Source organism: Novosphingobium sp. EMRT-2 (genome assembly GCF_005145025.1).
GTDB lineage: Bacteria > Pseudomonadota > Alphaproteobacteria > Sphingomonadales > Sphingomonadaceae > Novosphingobium.
The window spans coordinates 188,475-210,225 of record NZ_CP039699.1 but is presented as its reverse complement, the minus strand read 5'-3'; the positions used below and the strand labels follow the sequence as shown (position 1 = coordinate 210,225).

At 63.4% G+C, this 21,751-nt stretch carries 17 protein-coding genes and 7 pseudogenes; 21 read left to right on the top strand and 3 right to left on the bottom strand.

The window, feature by feature from the left end; genetic code table 11:
- Nucleotides 1-2: 2 nt before the first annotated feature.
- Nucleotides 3-607 (top strand): annotated as a pseudogene (locus FA702_RS23630) (hypothetical protein); the annotation flags it as partial.
- Here FA702_RS23630 and FA702_RS23060 read toward each other — a convergent pair.
- A complete protein-coding gene (locus FA702_RS23060; RefSeq protein ID WP_210417680.1) occupies nt 586-936 on the bottom strand; it encodes a hypothetical protein in 351 nt (116 codons plus the stop codon). The pseudogene FA702_RS23630 and the gene FA702_RS23060 overlap by 22 nt on opposite strands.
- A 372-nt stretch (nt 937-1,308) precedes the next feature.
- On the opposite strand from FA702_RS23060, the pseudogene FA702_RS22615 reads away from it, so the two are divergent.
- The 4 pseudogenes from FA702_RS22615 to FA702_RS23625 all read left to right on the top strand — a co-directional run bounded on the left by FA702_RS22615 (nt 1,309) and on the right by FA702_RS23625 (nt 4,277).
- Nucleotides 1,309-1,753 (top strand): annotated as a pseudogene (locus FA702_RS22615) (DUF1622 domain-containing protein).
- Nucleotides 1,754-1,767: 14 nt separating this feature from the next.
- Nucleotides 1,768-2,190 (top strand): annotated as a pseudogene (locus FA702_RS22610) (four-helix bundle copper-binding protein); the annotation flags it as partial.
- Between the two features lie 348 nt (nt 2,191-2,538).
- Nucleotides 2,539-3,759, top strand: a pseudogene (locus FA702_RS22605) (glycoside hydrolase family 130 protein).
- A 228-nt stretch (nt 3,760-3,987) separates the two neighbouring features.
- A pseudogene (locus FA702_RS23625) lies at nt 3,988-4,277 on the top strand (hypothetical protein).
- Nucleotides 4,278-4,495: 218 nt separating this feature from the next.
- On the opposite strand, the gene FA702_RS23445 reads toward FA702_RS23625, so the two are convergent.
- On the bottom strand, nt 4,496-4,822 hold the full coding sequence (locus FA702_RS23445; protein ID WP_168196192.1) for a hypothetical protein: 327 nt from the start codon (nt 4,820-4,822) through the stop codon (nt 4,496-4,498).
- Nucleotides 4,823-4,836: 14 nt separating this feature from the next.
- Here FA702_RS23445 and FA702_RS23440 point away from each other — a divergent pair, with 14 nt between their 5' ends.
- The 16 genes and pseudogenes from FA702_RS23440 to FA702_RS22525 all read left to right on the top strand — a co-directional run bounded on the left by FA702_RS23440 (nt 4,837) and on the right by FA702_RS22525 (nt 18,746).
- Complete coding sequence (locus tag FA702_RS23440; protein WP_007406386.1) at nt 4,837-4,995, top strand: hypothetical protein; 159 nt, start codon at nt 4,837-4,839, stop codon at nt 4,993-4,995.
- A 144-nt stretch (nt 4,996-5,139) separates the two neighbouring features.
- Complete coding sequence (locus FA702_RS22595; RefSeq protein ID WP_004212674.1) at nt 5,140-5,469, top strand: hypothetical protein; 330 nt, start codon at nt 5,140-5,142, stop codon at nt 5,467-5,469.
- A gap of 252 nt (nt 5,470-5,721) precedes the next feature.
- On the top strand, nt 5,722-7,242 hold the full coding sequence (locus tag FA702_RS22590; RefSeq protein WP_015449264.1) for an aldehyde dehydrogenase family protein: 1,521 nt from the start codon (nt 5,722-5,724) through the stop codon (nt 7,240-7,242).
- A 26-nt stretch (nt 7,243-7,268) separates the two neighbouring features.
- Entirely contained in the window at nt 7,269-8,294 is a 1,026-nt protein-coding gene (adhP, locus tag FA702_RS22585; protein ID WP_044663293.1) for an alcohol dehydrogenase AdhP, read from the top strand.
- A 25-nt stretch (nt 8,295-8,319) separates the two neighbouring features.
- Entirely contained in the window at nt 8,320-10,026 is a 1,707-nt protein-coding gene (locus FA702_RS22580) for a copper resistance system multicopper oxidase (protein ID WP_136958154.1), read from the top strand.
- A complete protein-coding gene (locus FA702_RS22575; protein ID WP_009823975.1) occupies nt 10,023-11,009 on the top strand; it encodes a copper resistance protein B in 987 nt (328 codons plus the stop codon). Before FA702_RS22580 ends, FA702_RS22575 begins: the two co-directional genes overlap by 4 nt.
- Nucleotides 11,003-12,244, top strand: a complete 1,242-nt coding sequence (locus FA702_RS22570) for an MFS transporter (RefSeq protein WP_007683345.1) — start codon at nt 11,003-11,005, stop codon at nt 12,242-12,244. Before FA702_RS22575 ends, FA702_RS22570 begins: the two co-directional genes overlap by 7 nt.
- 79 nt (nt 12,245-12,323) lie before the next feature.
- On the top strand, nt 12,324-12,761 hold the full coding sequence (locus FA702_RS22565) for a DUF411 domain-containing protein (protein WP_007683347.1): 438 nt from the start codon (nt 12,324-12,326) through the stop codon (nt 12,759-12,761).
- Nucleotides 12,762-13,144: 383 nt separating this feature from the next.
- Nucleotides 13,145-13,408, top strand: a complete 264-nt coding sequence (locus FA702_RS22560) for a type II toxin-antitoxin system RelB/DinJ family antitoxin (protein ID WP_004212689.1) — start codon at nt 13,145-13,147, stop codon at nt 13,406-13,408.
- A complete protein-coding gene (locus FA702_RS22555; protein WP_004212690.1) occupies nt 13,395-13,676 on the top strand; it encodes a type II toxin-antitoxin system YafQ family toxin in 282 nt (93 codons plus the stop codon). The genes FA702_RS22560 and FA702_RS22555 overlap by 14 nt, the downstream gene beginning before the upstream one ends.
- 401 nt (nt 13,677-14,077) lie before the next feature.
- Nucleotides 14,078-14,239: pseudogene (locus tag FA702_RS23435) on the top strand (IS21 family transposase); the annotation flags it as partial.
- A 219-nt stretch (nt 14,240-14,458) separates the two neighbouring features.
- Nucleotides 14,459-15,922: an IS21 family transposase gene (istA, locus tag FA702_RS22545; RefSeq protein ID WP_255504932.1), complete on the top strand. Its 1,464-nt coding sequence runs from the start codon at nt 14,459-14,461 to the stop codon at nt 15,920-15,922.
- Between the two features lie 11 nt (nt 15,923-15,933).
- The gene (istB, locus tag FA702_RS22540) at nt 15,934-16,788 is read left to right on the top strand and encodes an IS21-like element helper ATPase IstB (RefSeq protein WP_370385548.1); all 855 of its coding nucleotides are present in this window, start codon (nt 15,934-15,936) and stop codon (nt 16,786-16,788) included.
- A gap of 64 nt (nt 16,789-16,852) precedes the next feature.
- Nucleotides 16,853-17,401, top strand: a pseudogene (locus FA702_RS22535) (IS21 family transposase); the annotation flags it as partial.
- On the top strand, nt 17,388-18,116 hold the full coding sequence (gene istB / locus FA702_RS22530) for an IS21-like element helper ATPase IstB (RefSeq protein WP_025549137.1): 729 nt from the start codon (nt 17,388-17,390) through the stop codon (nt 18,114-18,116). The pseudogene FA702_RS22535 and the gene istB (FA702_RS22530), both read left to right, overlap by 14 nt.
- Before the next feature lie 201 nt (nt 18,117-18,317).
- On the top strand, nt 18,318-18,746 hold the full coding sequence (locus FA702_RS22525) for a TonB-dependent receptor domain-containing protein (RefSeq protein WP_021245211.1): 429 nt from the start codon (nt 18,318-18,320) through the stop codon (nt 18,744-18,746).
- Nucleotides 18,747-19,455: 709 nt separating this feature from the next.
- Here the strand turns inward: FA702_RS22525 and FA702_RS22520 are convergent.
- The gene (locus FA702_RS22520) at nt 19,456-21,723 is read right to left on the bottom strand and encodes a nitric-oxide reductase large subunit (RefSeq protein WP_136958228.1); all 2,268 of its coding nucleotides are present in this window, start codon (nt 21,721-21,723) and stop codon (nt 19,456-19,458) included.
- Between the last annotated feature and the right edge of the window lie 28 nt (nt 21,724-21,751).

Here is a 21,751-nt window from a genome sequence, read left to right as displayed (position 1 = left end):
GGATCGCAGCGCTCGTGCTGATGCTGCTGACGCTTCCCTATGTCGCGGCCAAGCACATCGCCTGGGTCGACAAGGCGCTCTCCCGGCTCGTCAGCAAGCCTACCCTGCTCGCCATCCACATCTATGCCGGCGTGCTGGCGCCGATCCTGGGTCTGGTCCACGCCGCGCACAAGCTCGAAAGCCCGGTCGGACTGCTTCTGACCGTCCTCCTGCTGATGACGGTCATCACCGGCTTCATCGGCCGCTACCTGCTTGCCCAGCTTGGTCGGGCGCTGCGCGGACGCAGGTCGGAACTGGCCTCGCTTCGCGCCGCCTTCCTTGAGGAGCCGGCGGCGCCGGCGCAGGCCGATACCGCAGCGCGCCGCTGTCGGGCTGGAGGCGCTATCTGTTCGTCGCCGGGGATGCGCCCGCGGGCCAGCACCCCCAGAACAGGGCGGGGATCGCCGCGGCGCTGGCCGATACCGAATTCGCGATCCGCGCCGAAGAGGCGACCAACACCCTGTTCGCGCGGTGGCGGTTCCTGCACATCCTGCTGGGCTGTCTCATCTTCGCGCTGCTCGCGCTCCACGTCGGCGCGGCGATCTATTACGGGCTGCGCTGGCTATGAGCTGGCAGCGTCTTTCCTATGCCGTCTTCATCGCAGCCCTGCTGGTGATGGTCGCCGCGGTCGCGATCCGGATGCCGATCGGACGCGCCGAGGGATGCCGGCTGGTGGCGCAGCTCGTAGCGCCGGCCCGCTCTCGAGCGCCACCAGTCCTTCGCCGGCCAATGCACGGCCTGCCACACGCCGGGCAGGGCGTCGAAACCCGGACCTGTCTCACCTGCCATGCGGGCACGGATTTCGGGACGAAGCAGTCGACGCAGTTCCACGCCGAAAGCGACGCAGTGCACCTCCTGCCACGTCGAACATGAGGGAGAGCGCGGCATCATCCGCATGGATCACGCCGCGTTGCTCGACATGGCAAAGTGGCGGCAGCCTTTGGCGGGCATGTCGACAAACACTCGAAGCCTGACCCCCGAGACCGCGCTCAATTGCGCGAGCTGCCATGCGTTCCGCGATCCGCACCAGGGCCTGTTCGGCACCGACTGCGCGAGTTGTCACAGACGACAGCTGGAAGATCGCCAATTATCGCCATCCATCGGTCAATTCGACGCAGTGCGCCGAGTGCCACAAGCGCCGCCGAGTCACTTCATGGAGCATTTCAGCATGGTCTCGCAGCGCGCAGCCGGATCGAAGGGCGCGCGTCGATCAATGCTATGCCTGTCATGCCACCGACAGCTTCAACAATATCCGCAAGCGAGGCTGGTATGATCACCATTGAGGCCGACTGGCTGAGCGCCTTCTTCCGGCTCGCGGTGATCGGCCTGGAACTGGCGGGCACGCTGACCATCCTGGTCGGCGCGGGGGCTCGCAACCTTTCTGTTTGCGCGGCGGGCGAGGGCGGGCGACCGAACCGAGGCCTATAGCGCGTTCCGCTCGGCGCTCGGCCGCAGCATCCTGCTCGGCCTGGAATTTCTGGTCGCCGGCGACATCGTCAAGTCGCTGGTGATCAACCCGACGCTCGACGATCTCATCGTTCTGGCCGGGCTGGTGCTGGTGCGGACCTTCCTGAGCATCTCGCTCGGGGTCGAGATCAACGGCCACTGGCCCTGGGAGGAAACCCGGATGGCGCGGGAGAAGGCGCGTGCGGCGTCGGATGGGTCGCCTGCGACGGCTGAGGCCGCCGGATGCGGCACAGCGCTCAAGGGATAGCAGATGGGAGGTGCATGATGATCGAGAGACGCGAATTGCTGATGGCCGGCGCCGGCCTTGCCGCCGCCGGAACGCTGGCTGTGCCGGCGGCGGCGCAGCAGCATCGAATGGAAGGGATGGCGATGTCGATGACGGACTGCATCGACGATTGCGTGGCTTCGCACCGCATGTGCCTGGAAACCGCCGCTTGGCTGACGAAGCAAGGCGGCGCGTCAGCTACGGCGTCGCTGATCGCCATGCTGAACGACTGTGCGGAACTGTGCCAGGCGACCGCCAACTCGATGCTGCGGGAATCTGCCCTGCACCGCATCGTCTGCCGCGCCTGCGCCGACGCTTGCGAGCGCTGCGCCGAGGAATGCGGACGCCATAGCGCGGACCAGCGGATCGCGCGTTGCTCGGCCACCTGCAAGAAATGCGCGGCGAGCTGCCGAACGATGCGGACATGTCGAGCTGAGCGGCGCGCTTCGCACGTGCCCCACATAGTCACGTTCAGGCCAGAGCCCCCGGTCACAGCTTGTGTGTCCGACAACTACGCCAGGACAGCGATCATGGCACGTGGCACAAAGTCCGAGTATCCGGCAACGGCGGAAATCATCGCACCCGCCATCGCCGGAGCCTTTCGTGCCGCCACCCGATAGTCGGTAATGCCGAGCACCATCTTTACGATTGCGTGAACGCTCCACGGTCGATCTGTATTGGAGAAGTCAGTGTCAACCGCCGAATTTGTCAACCGGCTACCCGAATTGCTCCGCCCCAATCCAGCAAGGGTAGTGATCAGACCCTATATGCCGTCGACGGAAACCTATAAATATGCGGTACCGGATCAGCCACGTGCGCAGCGCATCGCCGACCGCGTCCTGGCGCTCGACCCAGCATCGCTCCACGATGAGTTGCAACGCATTCTTGATGATTTCTCGGGAAGGCATCGTGAGGTTCCGTCCCTGTTTTTGCGGCGGTTCCACGAGGTTGATGGCATCATCGTCTGTGATTGCGAGGTCACCCATGAACAGGCGCTCTTGATCGGTGCCCATTTTTGCAACGAATATTCCTATGAGGCAGCAGCGCTTTTCAATCCGAGCATCGTCCTGCATCCTGACCAGTCTGCTGTACCTGAAAACTCTCTCCGATTCATTCTTTCCCTGCGAGGCGTGGGCGAGGGGCATATCTCCTCCGTCACCTTTCGCACCGGGTTTTGCGCCGCGGACGGAACCATAGCAATCAATCCTCCGAGCCCATGCCGCTCGTGCTGGAGACTGAAAACATCTCCGGCGAGGACGGGCCGGACGCGGGCATTCGGATCAAGTGCGATGGCAGCCACGATCTCTCGGAGATCGTGATCTTTCCGACAACCCCAGCCAGCGTGGTGGCATCGAAGACCTTCGCTTGGTCCGCTTCCTGGACGACGATGGCCGAGCCACTATTTCGGTACATATACGGCATTTAGCGGCCAGTCCGTCCGGCAGGAGTTGTTGTCCACGCCGGACTTCCGGACATTCGAACTCAGACCGCTGCGTGGGGATGCCACCGGTAGCAAGGGCATGGCGCTTTTCCCCCGACGCATTGCCGGGCACTTTGCCATGCTTGGGCGCGAGGATAACGAAAATATCTGGTTCCTGACGTCCGCGGACATTCACGACTGGAGTGGCGGAGCGAAAGCCATCGAACCTCGCTGGCCTTGGGAGTTTGTCCAGATCGGTAATTGCGGATCGCCGATCGAGATCGACGAAGGCTGGCTGGTCGTAACTCATGGAGTCGGCGCCGTTCGGAACTATTGCATCGGGGCGTGCCTGCTGGACCGTGACGATCCCTCGAAGCTGCTGGCGCGGACGAAGCTACCGCTTTTGCGGTCGGACATGGATGAGCGCGAAGGTTATGTGCCAAACGTAGCCTACAGCTGCGGCGCGATGGTACATAATCGGGTGCTGGTACTGCCTTATGCCATTGCTGACAGCTTCACCACTTTTGCCACTATTCCTCTCGAGCGTCTGCTGGCCGCCATGGATTAGTCACTGTTGCCGACCTGTCCTGCTCTCGAGTCCGAACCATAGTTACACATCGGCACAACAACGATGCCAGTGCGATAATTTATGGCCATCTCAGAGACGGACTTCGCACATTACGTATACAGCAAGGCGGAAGGTGACACCATTTCACGGGCAAGCTCCGGAAGGGGCGACAATCGACCGGGCATATGCTCGATCGAACGGGAAACCCAGACTTGAAGGAATGGATACTTGCGCAAGAAGACGGCAATGATCGCTTCGCTCGCAGCTCTCGGCTTCCTCGCCGTCAGTGCCGGACCGGTGCTGGCGGACGGGATGCCGCCGGGCATGCCCGATCTTGAGGAGACCCTCAAGGCCAGGCCGGCGCCTGCCCAGCCCGATCCTGCCCACATGCAGGGCATGGCTCACGGTAAGGAGCAGATGCACGGCAGATGATGCAGGGCCATCGAATGGCGATGCGGGATTCGCAGGACCAGGACGGCGCCTCCGGCATGTCACACAGGTCGGACGGTGGTTGCTGACCCTGCCATCATTCCATCAGACGACAAGGTTGACGGACAAGATCATGGCCGCTTTCAACCGAAGCCTTGGTCCGCCGTTCCCACGGCGGGCCAATCGCTTTTCTGGCCGGTCTCAGGACGAGAAAACCAGGCCGGGTCACATTTTTGATCGATCCCGGATCATCATTTTACGCGCCTGCTCCAGCAGGCACACGGCCGATCGGATTTCGATTCGTAACTTACGTATACAGACAGCGTCTCGCTAGCAGCATTGAAGCTTCGGAATTGCCGGGATCGGAACGTCGATCGGGCAACAGGAAGAACACTCGGAGACCCTCAATGCGACAGACGACATTTCTCGCGGCGCCCGTCAGCCTCTTCGCGACGCTAACCTTCGCCGCCGGCACCGCTCTCGCCCAGTCGACGCCCGCGCCCGCGCAGGCTGCGCCGGCCCATGCCACCAGCAGGGCATGGATCATGGCGGGCAGCAGATGCACGATCAGATGATGAAGGATCATCAGGCCGGCGCGCAGAAGCAGCAGGGGCAACCGGCCCAGCAGGATCAACAGGGCATGTCGGGATGGCCGGCATGTCCGGCGGCTCGCCTGCATCGAACGGCTCGGGCATGGCCGGTAAGGCGAAGAGTGGCTGCTGCAAGATGCCGATGAAGAAGGCCAAGCCGGCGGCGAAGAAGAAGACCGCCAAGCCCATGGCCGACAAGCCGATGAGCGACATGTGAAGTTTCCAGCCCCGATAAAACACCCCCGGGGCTGAGGGCCCGCCGCCCCCGCGGCGGGCCAGTTCTTTGACGATGCCCAGCGTCGCCCGTGCTCCCGGCCTTCAAAACCGGGTCCGAGCGTCTGACTTGACAGAGGAAACAGCGATGCGAAAACATCTTGGCGTCGGTGCTGCTGTTGGCTTTCTGCTCTTTGGCAGCACGCCGCTCCTCGCACAGGGTATCGGCCATAGCTTGTTCATGCGCGGCAAGATCGTCCGTATGGATGCGGGCGGCACAGTGGCCTGCCTGGGTAAGGCCGATGGCGCGCACATCGGGCAGATACTCGAAGTCTATCACGCAACGCCGCGCCACCGCCGTCTTGTCGGTCATGTCGAAGTCGACCAGATTTTCGACGACCATTATGCTCATTTCCGCGTGAGGGACGGGACGCTTCAGAAAGGCGATTGGGTGAGCCTAAAGCGCGTCCGGGCGTAACGCCAGAATTGGAATGCCAAGCGCCGCCCTCGCCAAAAGAAGACTCGGCCGAGTAACGCCTGTCTCGGCATAATTCCGATCAGGCGTGCGCGAATAGGTTCGGGAGTCGATGAATAGTCATCGGCTCTGTTGGCGTGTCTGACCCTCAAGCCCGCGACCCCGATACCAGACTACCTTCTGCGGAACTTACTTATAGGCCACCCGGGCAAAGAGATTACTCCGTCAGGCCATCGATAGAGATGGAGTCAGGTTATGTTCGAGAAGGCGATCGGGACCATTAACGCGGCGGCCTCCTTCCGACACCGCTATGATAATTTCATCGGAGGCCGCTGGAGCGCTCCTGCGGGCGGCGAGTATTTCGCCGACACGAGCCCGATCAATGGCGCCCAGATCGCAGAGTTCGCGCTGTCGACGCCGGAAGATGTCGAGCGCGCGCTCGATGCGGCGCACGCCGCCAAGGATCAATGGGCAAGGATCGCGCCCGCCGAACGCGCCAGGATTCTCAATCGCGTCGCCGACCGGCTCGAAGACAATCTGGAGTTGCTGGCACTTGCCGAGACGATCGACAATGGCAAGCCGATCCGCGAGACGCGCGCTGCCGACGTGCCGCTCGCGATCGACCATTTCCGCTACTTCGCCGGCTGCATCCGGGCGGAGGAAGGCGGCATCTCGACGATCGATGCGGACACCATCGCCTATCATTTCCGCGAGCCGCTCGGCGTCGTCGGCCAGATCATCCCGTGGAACTTCCCGCTGCTGATGGCGGCGTGGAAGATCGCCCCGGCGCTGGCGGCGGGCAACTGCACCGTCATCAAGCCCGCATCCCAGACGCCGCTCACCTTGCTGATGTTCGCCGAGCTCACCGCCGACATCCTGCCGCCCGGCGTGCTCAATGTCGTCACCGGCCCGGGACGGACCGTCGGCCAGGCGATCGCCGCCAATCCGCGCATCGCCAAGGTCTCGTTCACCGGCGAGACCGTCACCGGCAAGCAGATCATGCACGCCGCGGCGGACCATCTGATCCCCCAGACGATGGAGCTTGGCGGCAAGTCGCCCAACATCTTCATGGCGGACGTGCTCGACGAGGACGATGCCTTCTTCGACAAGGCGCTCGAAGGCTTTACTTTGTTCGCCTTCAACAAGGGCGAGGTCTGTACCTGCCCGTCGCGCGCCCTGATCCATGAGTCGATCTTCGACCGCTTCATCGAGCGCGCCGTGGCGCGCGTCGCCGCGATCCGCCAGGGCGATCCGCTCGACCCGTCGGTCCAGGTCGGCGCGCAGGCGTCGGAGGACCAGCTCCACAAGATCCTGGGCTATATCGATATCGGCAAGGCCGAGGGCGCGCAGTGTCTGGTCGGTGGCGCCAGGGCGCTGCCGGGCGGTGCGCTCGACCAGGGCTATTTCGTGCAGCCGACCGTGTTCGTGGGTCAGAACCACATGCGCATCTTCCAGGAGGAGATCTTCGGTCCCGTCCTGTCGGTCACCACGTTCAAGACGGTCGAGGAGGCGATCGCACTTGCCAATGACACCGCCTACGGTCTTGGCGCGGGCGTCTGGACCCGGAGCGGCAACACCGCCTACCGGCTCGGCCGCGCGATCGAGGCCGGGCGGGTCTGGACCAACTGCTATCATCAGTACCCCGCCCATGCCGCCTTCGGCGGATACAAGGCATCGGGCTTCGGGCGTGAAAACCACCGGATGATGCTCGATCATTATCAGCAGACCAAGAATCTGCTCGTCTCCTATGACGAGCACGCGCTCGGCCTATTCTGACCCCCCGCTTAAAAGGAGAAACGGACATGGCGAAAACCATGAAGGCGGCGGTCGTCCGCGAATTTGGCAAGCCCCTGGTCATCGAGGACGCGCCGATCCCGACGGTCGGCCCCGGGCAGGTCCTGGTCAAGATTGCGGCAACCGGCGTGTGCCATACCGACCTGCACGCGGCAGAAGGGGACTGGCCGGTCAAGCCCAACCCGCCCTTCATTCCCGGCCATGAGGGCGTCGGGCATGTCGCCGCCGTTGGTGCCGGCGTCACCCATGTGAAGGAAGGCGACCGGGTCGGTGTGCCCTGGCTCTACACCGCCTGCGGGCACTGCGTGCATTGCCTGGGTGGCTGGGAGACGCTTTGCCACGAACAGCAGAACACCGGCTATTCGGTCAATGGCAGCTTTGCCGAATATGTCCTCGCCGATCCCAACTATGTTGGTCACCTTCCCGACAATGTCGACTTCCTCGACATTGCGCCGATCCTCTGCGCGGGCGTCACCGTCTACAAGGGACTGAAGGCCACCGAGGCCCGGCCCGGCGAGTGGGTGGTCGTCTCCGGCATTGGCGGGCTCGGCCACATGGCGGTGCAATATGCCCGTGCCATGGGTCTCAATGTGGCCGCGGTCGACATCGACGATAGCAAGCTCGACCTCGCTACACGCCTTGGCGCCACACTGACGGTCAACGCGCGCAGCGAGGACCCTTCGGCAGCGCTCAAGAAAGCCATTGGCGGCGCGCACGGGGCGCTGGTGACCGCCGTTTCGCCCAAGGCGTTCCAGCAGGCGCTCGGCATGGTCCGGCGCGGCGGCACGGTCGCGCTCAACGGCCTGCCGCCGGGCGACTTCCCGCTGTCGATCTTCGACACCGTGCTGAACGGCATTACCGTGCGCGGCTCGATCGTCGGCACGCGGCTCGATCTGCTCGAGGCACTGGCGTTCGCCGGCGAGGGCAAGGTCAAGGCCACGGTCCATGCAGACAAGCTGGAGAACATCAACGACGTCTTCTCCCGCATGCATCATGGCGACATCGAGGGCCGGATCGTCCTCGACCTCGCCTGAACCCGACTTCGCGAAAGTACAGTTCATGTCTCCCTTACATATCCGGCCGATCGCGCGGCGCCGTTTCGTCCAGGGGCTGGCGATCGGCGGCGCGGTCGCCGGTTTCGCCCCGGCGCTTCTCGCGCGATCCGCCCCAACCTTGCCCGCTGAGCTGAGCGGGACCGAGTTCGACCTCGAGATCGCCGAGCTGCCAGTCAACTTCACCGGCAAGCGCCGTATTGCGACTGCCGTGAACGGCAGCGTGCCCGCGCCGGTCCTGCGCCTGCGCGAAGGCGATACGGTCACGCTCCGTGTGCGCAACGGCCTCAAGGAGATGTCGAGCATCCATTGGCACGGCATCATCGTGCCGGCGGAGATGGACGGCGTGCCCGGCATCAGCTTTGCCGGCATCGCGCCGGGCGAGACCTTCACCTATCGCTTCGAGGTCCGCCAGAGCGGAACTTACTGGTATCACGCTCACACGCTCGCCGAGCAGACGGGACTCTATGGAGCGATCATCGTGGAGCCGAAACAGGCGCCGGTGGCGCGGGCGCCCGATCGCGACTATTGCATCGTGCTCAGCGACTGGTCGGACGAGCCGCCGCTGCAGATCTTCCTCAATCTCAAGAAGCAGAGCAGCTACTATAATTTTGCGCAGCCGACCGCCGGCGATTTCCTCAAGGATGTCGGCACCATGGGCTTGGGCAAGGCGCTCGAGCGGCGGCGGATGTGGAACAGCTCGCGGATGAACCCGACCGACTACAGCGATGTCTCTGCCGCGACCTACACCTATCTGATGAACGGCGCGCCGCCCGCCGGCAACTGGACCGGTATCGCCGCGCCCGGCGAGCGCGTGCGCCTGCGCTTCGTCGGCGCGGGGACGGCGACGTTCTTCGACGTGCGGATCCCCGGGGTCGAGCTGACGGTCGTATCGACCGACGGGCAGCCGGTCGAGCCGGTCACGGTCGAGGAATTCCGGATCGGCCCGGGCGAGACCTACGACGTCGAGTTCACCATGCCCGAGGGCGGCGCCCGCACCATCTTCGCGCAGGCGATCGATCGGAGCGGCTATGCGCGTGGCACGATCGCACCGGCCCCGGGCATGGCGGCAGCCGTGCCGCCGCTCGATGCCCGGACCTGGCTCGAGCCGGTCGACATGATGGGCGCGATGGCGACGATGGGCGCAATGGGAGGCGACGCGCATGCCGGGCACGGCATGACCGAGATGCCGGCCAGGGCACGGCACGCCCGCACCGAATATGGCGCCAATACCGACATGCGCGTCGACTATCCGCGCACCAATCTCGACGATCCCGGCGCCGGGCTGCGCGGGCGCGGCTGGCGCGTGCTGACGCTGGCCGATCTGCGCACGCCGGGCGGCGATCCCGACCCGCGCGAGCCCGAGCGCGACATCGAGCTGCATCTGACGGGCAATATGGAACGGTTCATCTGGTCGCTCGACGGCATCAAGCTCAACGATTCCCGGCCGCTGCATTTCAAGCCGAACGAGCGGCTGCGCGTCACCTTCGTCAACGACACGATGATGGCGCATCCGATGCATCTGCACGGCATGTGGAGCGATGTCGAAGGCCCGGACGGCGCCTTCCAGGTCCGCAAGCATACGGTCGTGGTCCAGCCCGCCCAGCGGGTGAGCTTCCGCGTCACCGCCGACGCCATGGGCCGATGGGCCTTCCACTGCCATCTGCTCTATCACATGGCGGCCGGCATGTTCCGGGAGGTGGTGGTCGCATGATCCGGATTATCCCCTCGCGCGGCATTGCTCTTGGCGTTGCCCTCTTCCTGGCGCCGGCGATCACGGCTCCCGCCCTCGCGCAGGATGCCTTGCCCCCGTCGCCCGCCGCCACCCCTGCCCAAACGGCCACTCCCGATCCAAACTCACCTTCCGCGCAAGGCTCTCAGGAGCATGCGGGCATGGACATGCCGGGCATGGATATGACCGACACGAAGGCGTCCGGTAACGGCGCCACGATGGACATGGGCTCGATGCAGGGTGGCAAGGCCCCGCCGGACGCGCGCAACTCGGACGATTATGCCGACGGCTATCGCAACTCGACGCTGCCGGGCTATGAGATGGCCGACAAGCTCTCGATCCCCAAGATACTTGTGGATGAGCTCGAGTTCACCAGCGGCAACGAGGGTCAGGGCGTGGGCTGGACCGTGCTCGTCACCAAGGGTCAGGACAATGACAAGCTCTGGCTGCGCAGCCAGGGGCTCAAGAACTCCCGCGACCAACGTCTCGATCCGGAGAGCAGCGTCGAGGCGCTGTGGTGGCACAGCAAGAACCCGTTCTGGGGCACGCTGCTCGGGGTCAGGCAGGATCTCGGCAAGGGTGCGACCACCTGGCTCGCCGCCGGCGTCGAGGGACTGGCGCCCTATTGGTTCGACGTCCAGCTCACCGGCTATGTAGGAACCGATGGGCGTCTCGCGGCGCGCGCCAAGGCCTCCTATGAGGTCCTGTTCACCAATCGGTTGATCCTTACGCCGCAGGTGGAAACCAATATCTATTCGAAGCGGTCGAGCGATCGGCAGCTCGGCAGCGGCTTCAGCAATGTCGAGCTGAGCGGACGGTTGCGCTACGAGGTGTCGCGCAAGTTCGCGCCCTATATCGGCTTCGTCTGGGAGCGCGCATTTGACGGCACGGCCGATTTCCGTCGCCTGCGCAGGGAAGGGCCTTCCGAACACAGGCTGGTGATCGGCTTGCGCGCCTGGTGGTGATCCGCGGATGGCCACTCGAGGGATCGACCGCGAACGCGCCGCGTGACAAGGCTGGATCGCAAGCCAACGGTCGCTGGCCGGCCTCCTTTTTCGTCTTGTTGCTCGCGGCGGCTGCGGCGTCGGCGGGACAGACGGCCATTCTCGCCTTCCTTCCGGCACTGGTCGACCCGGCTCGTGGCGCGCTATCGTCAAGCGCTCATGATTTTCATGTCGCGAGCCTGACCGCGGTCCATCCCCTGGCAGCCTTGCTGGCGGCGCCGCTCTGGGGCTGGATCGCGGACCGGGTCGACTATCGGGCGATGTTGCGCGCAGCGCTGGTCATCCTCGCGCTGGTGACCGCGCCGATCGGCCTCGTCGGGTTGCCTGAGCTTTATGCATTGCGTCTGGTGGCGGGGATGGCGTCGGCCGCCATCATACCGTTGGGCTTGCTCTGCGCGAGCTTTGCCGCAAGCGGGCGCGCGGACCAGGCGCGCCGCTTCACCTGGCTGACCGCCTTCGTGTTTCTGGGCGATCTCGCCGGTCCGCTGGTGGCGGAGGTCTCGGCCGCGATCCTGCCCCGCGCTCCCCTCATGATCCTCGCTCTCGGCATCGGTGCCGTCGGGGCGGCGCTTTGCGCCGTGCGTCTGCCGCGCTGGTGTGCACCTTGCATCGATGGCGGAGACCTGCCCGCGCCTACGCTCGGCGCGACGTTGATCCTGCTTTTTATCACGATCGTCGCGGGCGGCGGGCTGGCGGCGATGCATGTCAATCTCCTGGTGACGCGGAGCGCCATTTCGCTGAGCCGCGAAGAGATCGCCTGGATGCTCAGTCTCTGCGGATTGGGCATGCTGGCGGCACAGATCTTCCATGCAAAGCTGGATTGGCTGGTCACTGTGCCGAGGCGGCTTGCCGGATTGACGCTGGGCCTGCTGGCTGTGGCACTTTTCATGTTTCCTGTCGCCGCGAGTATGGCCGAGCTCAGTGGGATCATCGTTGCTGCCGGCTGGAGCTCGGCAACCCTTCGATTGGTCACCAGCTTCTGGATCAGCGGCGGCGGGGCCCCTTCAGGCGTGAAGCTCGGTTTCCAGCATTCCGCCGCCAGCATCGGGCAGGCGCTCGCGCCGCTGGCGATAGCCATCGTCGCTCCCGGGGCGCAGCCGCTCGTTCTGTGGGGGATTGGTGGTCTATCGCTAGCGCTGCTTGTGTCCCTGCCGCTAGCCTGGAGGCCGCCCGCCATCGTAAAATCATCTGCGTGATGAGGGGAGGGGCGCATTGATGCGTATAGAAAAGAAGGGGCCTCTGCCCCATGCTTATCGTTCTTCCGGGAGTCATTTCATGAAGACCCGCCTATTCGTCGCCTTGCTGTTCCTCGCCATGCCCGGCGTAGCGCTTGCGGCCAGTGATATCGTCGTCCACCGGGATCCGGGATGTGGATGTTGCGAGAAGTGGGCGCAGGCCGTGCGCGCGAAGCTGGGACGCAAGGTCGTCATGCGTGACGATGCGTCGCGCAGCGAGCTTCAGCGCAAGGCCGGCATGCCCCGGACGCTGGCATCTTGCCACAGCGCGATCGTCGATGGCTATATGATCGAGGGCCATGTCCCGATATCCGACGTCAAGCGCTTGCTGGCGACCCGTCCTGCGGGCGTCAAAGGCATTGCGGTTGCGGGGATGCCGATCGGTTCGGAGGGCATGGAAGTGGCAGGCGCTGCCCGCCAACCCTATACGGTGGTGGCCTTCGGCAGCGCCGGTCAGCGAATTTTCGCCCGCCATTGATATCGCGCGGTTTGCAGCATCCTGCAGAATTGCCCGGTGGTAGAGGACCCCGCTGTCGCGTGTAGAACCTTGTGTCAAGCGAGCTGATGGCGTCCCTACCCCTACCTACACTGAAAAAGCAACGATTTGTCTTGTAAGTTGTTCGCGGTCGTCTCCCTGATTTGCCTGAATTTGGCCCAAAATGTGGAACGATTGTGGGACCGTTTGCCCACCGAAAGTGTGAGAACGGCCCCAACATTCCCGATCAGGGCCCCGAACCGATGGCACTCACAGCATTGAAGGTGAAAAACGCGAAGCCCGGTCGCCATGTCGATAGCCGGGGCTTTGCCTGATTGCACTTTGCGTTCGCTTGCATTACATCGTCATGCAGAAAGGAAATCGACATGGCCGCAAACGCTCTTGTGCAGACCCGGATCGACGGAGCGGTGAAGGAGGAAGCCGCGACCGTGCTGGCTGCTATGGGGCTGACCGTCTCCGATGCCGTGCGCCTGATGCTGACCCGCGTTGCCCGCGACAAGGCCTTGCCGTTTGAACCGCTGGTGCCCAATGCCGAGACGATAGAGGCCATGAAGGAAGCGCGCGAGGGAAAGGGCAAGCGGTTCGCCACGGTGGTCGACCTGATGGCCGACCTCAATGCGGACGATTGAACGCTTCGGGCGGTTCAAGCGCGACTACAAGCGGGAGAAGAAGGGGCAGCACGCCAAGACGCTGGACGCTGACCTGATCCCGATCATCGAGGCGCTGGCATCCGACGAGCCGCTTGAACCGCGCCACCGCGACCATGCGCTGACCGGCGACTGGCGCGACCATCGCGATTGCCACATAAAGCCCGACCTCGTGCTGATTTACCGCAAGCCCGATGACGACACCTTGCAGCTTGTGCGCTTGGGATCGCACGCGGAATTGGGTTGGTGACGCCCGCGCATGGCGAGCTTATACGTTTGTCGGGTATGTCAGCCAGAGGCACGATTACGGGTTAGGTGTGATCAGCGAGCATCCGATGCCAACAAGCTTTTGCAGAAGACATCAATCGCAGAGATGCATTCGGCAGGCGCTGCTTGAAACAAAAATGAGGGCCATAAATCACTTTCACCCTCAAATTCTGACAAATTTGCCGTTAGTTCACGACTGGTGAGCGAGAAATGAGCCGATCGCGTTGGGCTTGAAGAGCCGACCGCTCGCTCCACCGTCGTGACCCCTACGTTGATGACCGGCGGATGCTGGCCCGGTAGACGATGCTGCCGAGAGCGACGACGACGCCCATGATGGCAAAAGATTCCATGCTCGAATGGCTCAAAAGCCAGATCGTGAGAAGGAAGGCGGAGTGCCGGCGCTGGGCCGAGCACCACACCCATCCCGAGCGCGGCGATATCACCGTGGCCTAGGCGCTGGAGATGGAGCGGCCTGTCCTGCAGCCGATCCTGGCGCCCTTCGATGGCTTCCATGAGAGCGAGCATGCCGTCACCGGCACCTGTGTTGCGCGACGATCAGGTTGAGAAAGCGCGACAATCAAGATGGGAATCCGGTGTGTCGGGATCGGCGGAGGGCGTAGCCCGTAGCCGGTCCCGACACACCGGAGGCGCTCTTTGCGGGGTGCCTGTGATGGTCGTGGTGGCCGCTATGCATGAGGTTTTCCGAGAAGGAGGACCTGACGTGTGGCCGGTCGACACATCAACGATCATCAGGTGAGACTTTTCATGACCAACAGACGTAATGACCCCGTCGCTCTGGCGGCGGCTAAGGCTGGATTCAGCCCGGCGACGGGCTATCGGGTTCTTCAGGACGCCCGGTTGCCATCACAGCGGCAAACGCCACGCAGCCGGCGCCGGCCTGACCCCCTTGCCGGTATCTTCGATGAGGTGGTCGTGCCGATGCTGGAGGCTGCTCCGGGCCTGCGGCCTATCGCGATCTTCGAGGAACTGCGGCGCCGATACCCCGAGACGGTGTTCGGCTCCCGGCGAACCCTGGAGAGGCGCATTCGCGACTGGCGCGCGATGAACGGGCAAGATCGCGAAGTCATCTTCCGGCAGGTGCACGAGGCCGGGCGGCTCGGCCTGTCCGATTTTACGTGCATGGACGATCTGGCTGTCTCGATCGCCGGACAACCACTGGATCACCTGCTCTATCACTTCCGGTTGCCGCGCGGCGGTTTCGAGCATGGGCACGTCATCCTGGGCGGCGAGAGTTTCGTTGCCTTGGCCGAAGGGCTGCAGAACGCACTCTGGTCCGCAGGCGGTGCGCCGAAGCTTCATCGTACCGACAGCCTCTCGGCCGCCTTCCGCAATCTGGAGGCCGATGCCAGGATCGACCTGACCAGGCGCTATGACGCGCTCTGTGCCCATTATGGAATGGAGCCCACGAGGAACAACCGGGGCGTTGCTCACGAGAACGGCGCGATCGAGAGTGCCCATGGTCATATCAAGGCTGCCGTGAAGGATGCGCTGCTGCTGCGAGGTAGCGGCGACTTCGCTGACCTTGCCGACTATCGCCGCTTCATCGACGAGGTCGTAAATGCGCGCAACCGGCGGCACAGCCCCGGGATCGATGCCGAACGCAAGTTCCTGCAGTCGCTGCCGGACGTGCGCACCACCGATTACGAGGAGATCCTCGTGACGGTCACATCCTCGGGCGGCTTCACGCTGCGCAAGGTGTTCTACACGGTCCCATCCCGCCTAATCGGGCACCGTTTGCGGGTCCGCCTGTATGATGACCGCCTCGACGTCTTCATCGGGGGCACGAGGCTCATGACCCTGCCGCGCGGCCGCGCCGGCATGAACGGGAAGCACGGCCACGTCGTTGATTACCGCCACGTGATCCATTCCCTGCGCCGCAAGCCCATGGCGCTGCTGGGGCTGGTTTATCGCGACAGCCTGTTCCCGCGAGATGCCTATCGCCTGATGTTCGACCACCTGCTGGAAGTTCAGGGCGAGCGGGAAGCCTGCCGCACCACCGTCGAACTTCTGGCCATGGCCCACGAACGTGCCTGCGAGGCCGAACTCGCCGGGATCCTGACCGATGATCTGACCGCGCGCCGAACGCCGTGCCTGACAACCTTGCGGGCCCGGTTCTGTCCGGACCCCGCCGATCTGCCCGAAGTCGTGGTCGAACTGGTGCCGCTCTCGATCTACGACGGACTTATCGAACAGGGAGAAGCCGCATGAGTGCAGTTCCCATGATCGATGCACAGCGCCTCAGCCTCATGCTCAACGAGCTGCGCCTGCCCACCATCAAGCACATCTGGGGGGACTTCGCCGCCCAGGCTGACAAGGAGGGGTGGCCCGCGAGCAGGTTCCTCGCCGCGCTCGCCGAACACGAACTCGCCGAACGAGATCGCCGCCGGATCGAGCGTCACCTGGCAGAGGCCCATCTGCCTGCAGGCAAGACCCTGGACTGCTTCGCCTTCGATGCCGTGCCGATGATCTCCAAGGCCCAGGTCATGGCCCTGTGCGCCGGCGATGGCTGGCTCGAACAAGGGGCCAACCTCATCCTGTTCGGTCCGCCGGGCGGCGGCAAATCCCATCTGGCCGCGGCAATCGGCCTTGCGCTGGTGGAACGGGGCTGGAGGGTTCTGTTTTCTCGAACCTCCGACCTCGTGCAACGCCTGCAGGTCGCCCGACGCGAACTTGCACTCGAATCCGCCATGGCCAAGCTCGACAAATACCACCTGCTCGTTCTCGACGACTTTGCCTACATCTCGCGCGATCAGGCCGAGACGTCGGTGCTCTTCGAGTTGATCAGCGCACGCTACGAACGACGGTCGTTGCTGATCACCGCCAACCAGCCCTTCGGCGAATGGAACAGGGTCTTCCCCGATCCCGCCATGACACTCGCCGCTGTCGACAGGCTCGTGCACCACGCCACCATCTTCGAGATGAACGTCGAAAGTTACCGGCGGCGCACCGCACAGGCCAGGCGCACCGGTGCCGGCCGCCCGGCCGCCTACACCACGCCAAAGATCCTCGAGACCATCCGCGTCAATCAGGATGAGAACGACGAACTTGCCAGCGACAATCAAAACAGCCACTGATCGACGCGCCGTGACAATCACATTCTCATCCTGATTGACGCGCAATCCTCATACAGTTTGTCGCGCTACAGGCACCTGCCTCATCAGCTTCGACCGCAACCGCTTCGGTCATGTCCAGGGCGGCGCGGCGCACGGTGCAGGTGCGCGCCTATGCGGGCCGGATGGTCATCCGCTGCGGCGAAGAGATCGTCGGGGAACATGAGCGTCACTTCGGGCGGAACCGCACCATTTACGATCCCTGGCATTATCTGCCGGTTCTGGCCCACAAGCCCGGTGCCCTGCGCAACGGCGCGCCGTTCCAGGACTGGGAGTTGCCGCCATCCCTCCATCGCCTGCGACGCAGGCTGGGGCACGGGGATGAGGCGGATCGCAGGTTCGTGCGGGTGCTCTCGGCCGTGCTCACCGATGGCTGGAGCAGGTCGAGGCGGCGGTGCGCGAAGCGCTGGCGAGCGGAACGGTCAGCGACGACCTGATCCTCAACATCCTCTCCCGTCGCCGCGAGCCGGCGACGCCCCATAGCATCGTCACTTCGGAAGACCGGATGCTGAGTCACCCGCCGATCGCCGACTGTGCCAGCTATGACCGACTGCGAGGCTATGATGCAGCGGCATGAGATGATCGACACAATGCGCGGCCTGGGCCTCAAGGGCATGGTGGCCGCGTTCGACGAGGCCGTCACCACCGGCCTCCAGCGCCAGCGCACCACCATGGAGATCCTGACCGATCTGCTCCGCGCGGAAGCCACCCATCGCGACGCCGCCTCGATCCGATATCGCATGACGGCCGCGCGGCTGCCGGTGGTGAAGGACCTGGAGCGGTTCAGCTTCGAAGGGACGCCGATCAACGAGGGACTGATCCGCTCCCTGCATGATGGCTCCTTCCTACCGGCGCGTCGCAACATCGTGCTCGTCGGCGGCACGGGCACCGGCAAGACCCACCTCGCCATCGCGATTACCGCCAACGTCGTGCGCAAAGGGGCTCGGGCACGATACTTCAACACCGTCGATCTGGTGACACGCCTCGAAGAGGAGGCCCGGATCGGCAAGGGCGGGACCCTGGCGGGACAGCTCTCACGGCTCGACCTGGTGGTGCTCGATGAGTTGGGATATCTGCCGTTCGCGCGCTCTGGTGGCCAGCTCCTGTTCCACCTGATCAGCAAGCTCTACGAACGCACCAGCGTCGTTATCACGACCAACCTCGCCTTCGGCGAATGGCCTACCGTGTTCGGGGATCCCAAAATGACCACGGCTCTGCTCGACCGCGTCACTCATCACTGCGATATCGTCGAGACCGGCAACGACAGCTGGCGCTTCAAAAACCGCAGTTAGCCGCCACTCTCACCCCAGCTTCAAAACGAACTTGCGCTGTGTACGCCTCCGGCCGGGCTACGCCCGACCTCCGCCGCACACAGCGCAGGGCATCAACCCTCCGCTCAATCTCGAAAAGGGGGTCCCCCTTCAACGCCTATACGGGGTCCCGTTTGCGCGCCGTTTGACAAAGTGAATGGCAGACTGCCGATCACCCCGGCATTGCTGCTGACCGCGAATTATACCTACACCGATTCCGTCCGGAAGGGTGGCGGCGAGCCCGCTTTCGACGGCAGTTCGCTTGACGGAACGCCGCTCGACAAGACGCCCAGGCACATGGCCAACGTTCGCCTGGACTGGCAAGCGACCGAGCAGATCGCGGCCTATGTGCTCGGCTACTACTCGGGCAAGCAGACTTTCAGCGGGTTCCGCAACGGCGCGCTCAACACCCGCACCCGTGAAGGGAGCACGACCTTCGATGTCGGCATCAATTTCACGATCAATGAGAATTTCGCGCTGAGGGCGGCGGTGCTCAACGTCACCGACAAGATCGTGCCGGTCGATGACCGCGGCCGGTTTGATGGTCTCGACGGCAACTGGATGCTCGATGAAGGGCGCCGCTTTTGGGGCACGGCAACGATCAGCTTCTGATCGATCAGGCCGGCCTTCTGCCTTCGCGTTCGAATATTCGCTGAATGCAGAGAGTCGGCCCCTTTTCATCCATGGATCCCGATTCAAGAAACGTTTCTAAAGTCAGAATTCAGTGATCAGTGGATTCGATCTCCGTAAGGAGCGGGGTGGGAGCACATAACCCTGACCGGCGAAGAATATCGCTGGCCAAAATTCTTAGCGTAGGATTTGGTCCCCTCCTGGAAACGCACCATGATCGCCATGTGCGGCATCGAGCGCGTCAGTCGCATTTGCGCCCGATGCCAACTGTCATGGATCCGTCCAAGCTGGTGACGGGGCGCGAAACGGCGCGGCAGTTTTTGCCCTTGCGGGGACGCCGGAGGGCTTTGCGCTCAGAGGCTGTCATGCACACCTGTTCATACAGCCATTATCGGCAAAAGCTTGCCCATCGACGCGCACGCGGCGCCGGTAACGGGATTGGTACCGAGACTTTTCCTCCGGCGATAGCGACTGGAATGAACAGTCCCGTGAGCCGGGCGGCATCTGAGCAATCGCGGGCGAGGATAGAGCAGCCATCGACCCGGCTGCCAGACCTGCGAACAGAAGTTTGGTGCGCATGGACAAAAGGTTCACCGAAACTCGCATCCAAGTGTGGCGTTTGTCGACAGAACGTGGCTAGCCCACGAGCAAGGGTTGGCTGGGACTGCGCGGCATCGGACTCCTCGATCGATCACTGTGCAATTTGCGCCTCGCTGTCGTCAGACCGGGGTCTGAGCCAAAGACTGGCGACAAACCAGGCGAGCGCTACCGCCCCGGCAGAAAAGACGATATCTCCAGGAACCCTCAGCCACACCAACAGATCGACCACCGGTTGCTGCATGAACTCGGCCGAGCGAGCGTACCAGTAGCCCTTGTCAATCGCGGCGGTCAGCTGAAGCGTACCAAGTGGCAGCAAGGTCAGGAGCGCCATCAACGCAAGGCCGATGTTGAAGCACCAAAAGCTCGTCTTCAGCACGCCTTCGTTCCAGATCAGGTTCGGCAACATGCCACGCAGGCAGAACAGGACGAGCCCGACGCCCAACATGCCGTATACGCCGAACAATGCGGTGTGTCCGTGCAGCGGCGTCAGATTGAGACCCTGCATGTAATAGAGCGACAGCGGCGGATTGATGAGGAAGCCGAACAGGCCTGCTCCGACGAGATTCCAGAAGGATACCGCCAGGAAGAACATGACGGGCCATTTATAACGCTGCATCCAGGGTGTCGCGCTGCTCAGCTTCCAGTGTTCATAAGCTTCGAAGCCAATATAGGCGAGCGGCACGACCTCGAGCGCTGAGAAGCTCGCGCCAAGCGCCAGCACCGCGATCGAGGTTCCCGCGAAGTAGAGATGGTGCAACGTTCCCAGCACTCCGCCTGCCATGAAGATGATCGTGGCAAACAAGACGGCGACCGTGGCGGTGGGTGTCGGAATGAGGCCGAGGCGCGTGAAGAGGAAGGCGATGACCGCGGTGGCGAACACCTCGAAAAAGCCTTCGACCCACAGATGGACCACCCACCAACGCCAATATTCAATCATGGAGAGCGCTGTATGCTCATTCCAGAACAGCCCGGCACCGTAGAAGAGTCCGATGGCTACGGCGGATAGGAAAAACAGCATCGTGATGTGGCGGGATTCGGACTTCTCTTTGAGCGCAGGCCAGAGCGCCCGGCCGACGAGCACAAGCCAGAGCATCAGGCCGATGAAGAGAAACCACTGCCAGAAGCGCCCCATATCGACATATTCCCAGCCCTGGTGTCCGAACCAGAAGTTCCTCTCCAGTCCCAGTTTCTGCATCACCGCGAGCCATTGCCCGGCAAAGGAGCCCACGACGATAATCAGGAGGCAGGCCCAGAGGATGTTGGCACCCAGAGCCTGGAACCTCGGTTCATGGCCCGAGATCGCAGGAGCTATGTAGAGGCCCGTTCCCAGCCAGGCTGTCGCGATCCACAGCACGGCAAGCTGCGTGTGCCAGGTGCGGGTGATCGAATAAGGCAGGATCTCGGCCGCTTCATAGCCATAAACCAGCTGCCCCTCGACCTGATAGTGGGCCGTCATTGCACCCAGCATGATCTGCGCGAGAAACAGTGCGAGAACGACCCAGAAATATTTGGCTGTCGCCCGCATCGAAGGCGTCACCGCGATCTCGCGCAGCGGATCTTTCGCGGGGAGGTCGTGCTCCTTCTCCCTTCGTCCGTGCGTCACCGCATGGTGCCAACCCAACAGCGCGATGCCGGCAAGCAGGAAGGTGACGCTGAAGGCCGACCAGATGAATGAACTTGATGGTGGGCGATTCCCGACCAGCGGCTCGCTCGGCCAGTTGTTCGTATACGTTGTCGTCCGCCCTTGTCGTTCCGTTGTGGCCGCCCAGGCCGTCCACCAGAAGAAGGAGGTCATGGCGGCTCGGTGCCCTGCGTCGGGGACCGTATCGTTCTTCATGGCATAGTTTTCGCGCAGCTCGGCCGTGGCGGGGTCGTTGCCGAACAGATTGACGTAGTGCTTTGCCACCCGCTCGATTGCCACCGCGCGATCGTTGCTGATCGTGATGGTATCCGTGCTCGCTTCAAACGTGTTTCGGCGCATTTCCGTTTGCAGCCGCCGCTGGAGGAGCGCCTTGTGTTCCTCGTTTAAACTCTCAAAGGCGCCGCCCAGATCCCGCTGTGCCCAGAGATCGAGAAGTGCCAGTGATTCCCGGTGCAACCAGTCGGCTGACCAATCGGGCGCTACGTAGCCGCCGTGTCCCCAGATCGAGCCCAGTTGCATGCCGCCCATAGATTGCCAGACCTGGCGGCCACGCTGCATCTCGGCACGGGTGAAGACGGTTTCGCCGTTTGCGGTCACGACCTTGGCGGGAAGCGGCGGCGCCTGAATGCTGATGTCGCGGCCAACCAGAAGCAGGACGGCAAAAGAGACTGCCAGCAATGATAGAAGCCAAATCCAGAGCTGACGTGTTCGATCCATGGTTCTCCCCTATGGGCTACGAGGCGGT

Excerpts from the sequence above, each read along its gene's own strand:
- FA702_RS23060 (WP_210417680.1), bottom strand. The coding sequence starts at position 936 with ATGCGGATGATGCCGCGCTCTCCCTCATGTTCGACGTGGCAGGAGGTG.
- FA702_RS23440 (WP_007406386.1), top strand. The coding sequence starts at position 4,837 with ATGGCCGGCATGTCCGGCGGCTCGCCTGCATCGAACGGCTCGGGCATG.
- FA702_RS22595 (WP_004212674.1), top strand. The coding sequence starts at position 5,140 with ATGCGAAAACATCTTGGCGTCGGTGCTGCTGTTGGCTTTCTGCTCTTT.
- FA702_RS22590 (WP_015449264.1), top strand. The coding sequence starts at position 5,722 with ATGTTCGAGAAGGCGATCGGGACCATTAACGCGGCGGCCTCCTTCCGA.
- adhP (WP_044663293.1), top strand. The coding sequence starts at position 7,269 with ATGGCGAAAACCATGAAGGCGGCGGTCGTCCGCGAATTTGGCAAGCCC.
- FA702_RS22580 (WP_136958154.1), top strand. The coding sequence starts at position 8,320 with ATGTCTCCCTTACATATCCGGCCGATCGCGCGGCGCCGTTTCGTCCAG.
- FA702_RS22575 (WP_009823975.1), top strand. The coding sequence starts at position 10,023 with ATGATCCGGATTATCCCCTCGCGCGGCATTGCTCTTGGCGTTGCCCTC.
- FA702_RS22565 (WP_007683347.1), top strand. The coding sequence starts at position 12,324 with ATGAAGACCCGCCTATTCGTCGCCTTGCTGTTCCTCGCCATGCCCGGC.
- FA702_RS22560 (WP_004212689.1), top strand. The coding sequence starts at position 13,145 with ATGGCCGCAAACGCTCTTGTGCAGACCCGGATCGACGGAGCGGTGAAG.
- FA702_RS22555 (WP_004212690.1), top strand. The coding sequence starts at position 13,395 with ATGCGGACGATTGAACGCTTCGGGCGGTTCAAGCGCGACTACAAGCGG.
- istA (WP_255504932.1), top strand. The coding sequence starts at position 14,459 with ATGACCAACAGACGTAATGACCCCGTCGCTCTGGCGGCGGCTAAGGCT.
- istB (WP_370385548.1), top strand. The coding sequence starts at position 15,934 with ATGATCGATGCACAGCGCCTCAGCCTCATGCTCAACGAGCTGCGCCTG.
- istB (WP_025549137.1), top strand. The coding sequence starts at position 17,388 with ATGCAGCGGCATGAGATGATCGACACAATGCGCGGCCTGGGCCTCAAG.
- FA702_RS22520 (WP_136958228.1), bottom strand. The coding sequence starts at position 21,723 with ATGGATCGAACACGTCAGCTCTGGATTTGGCTTCTATCATTGCTGGCA.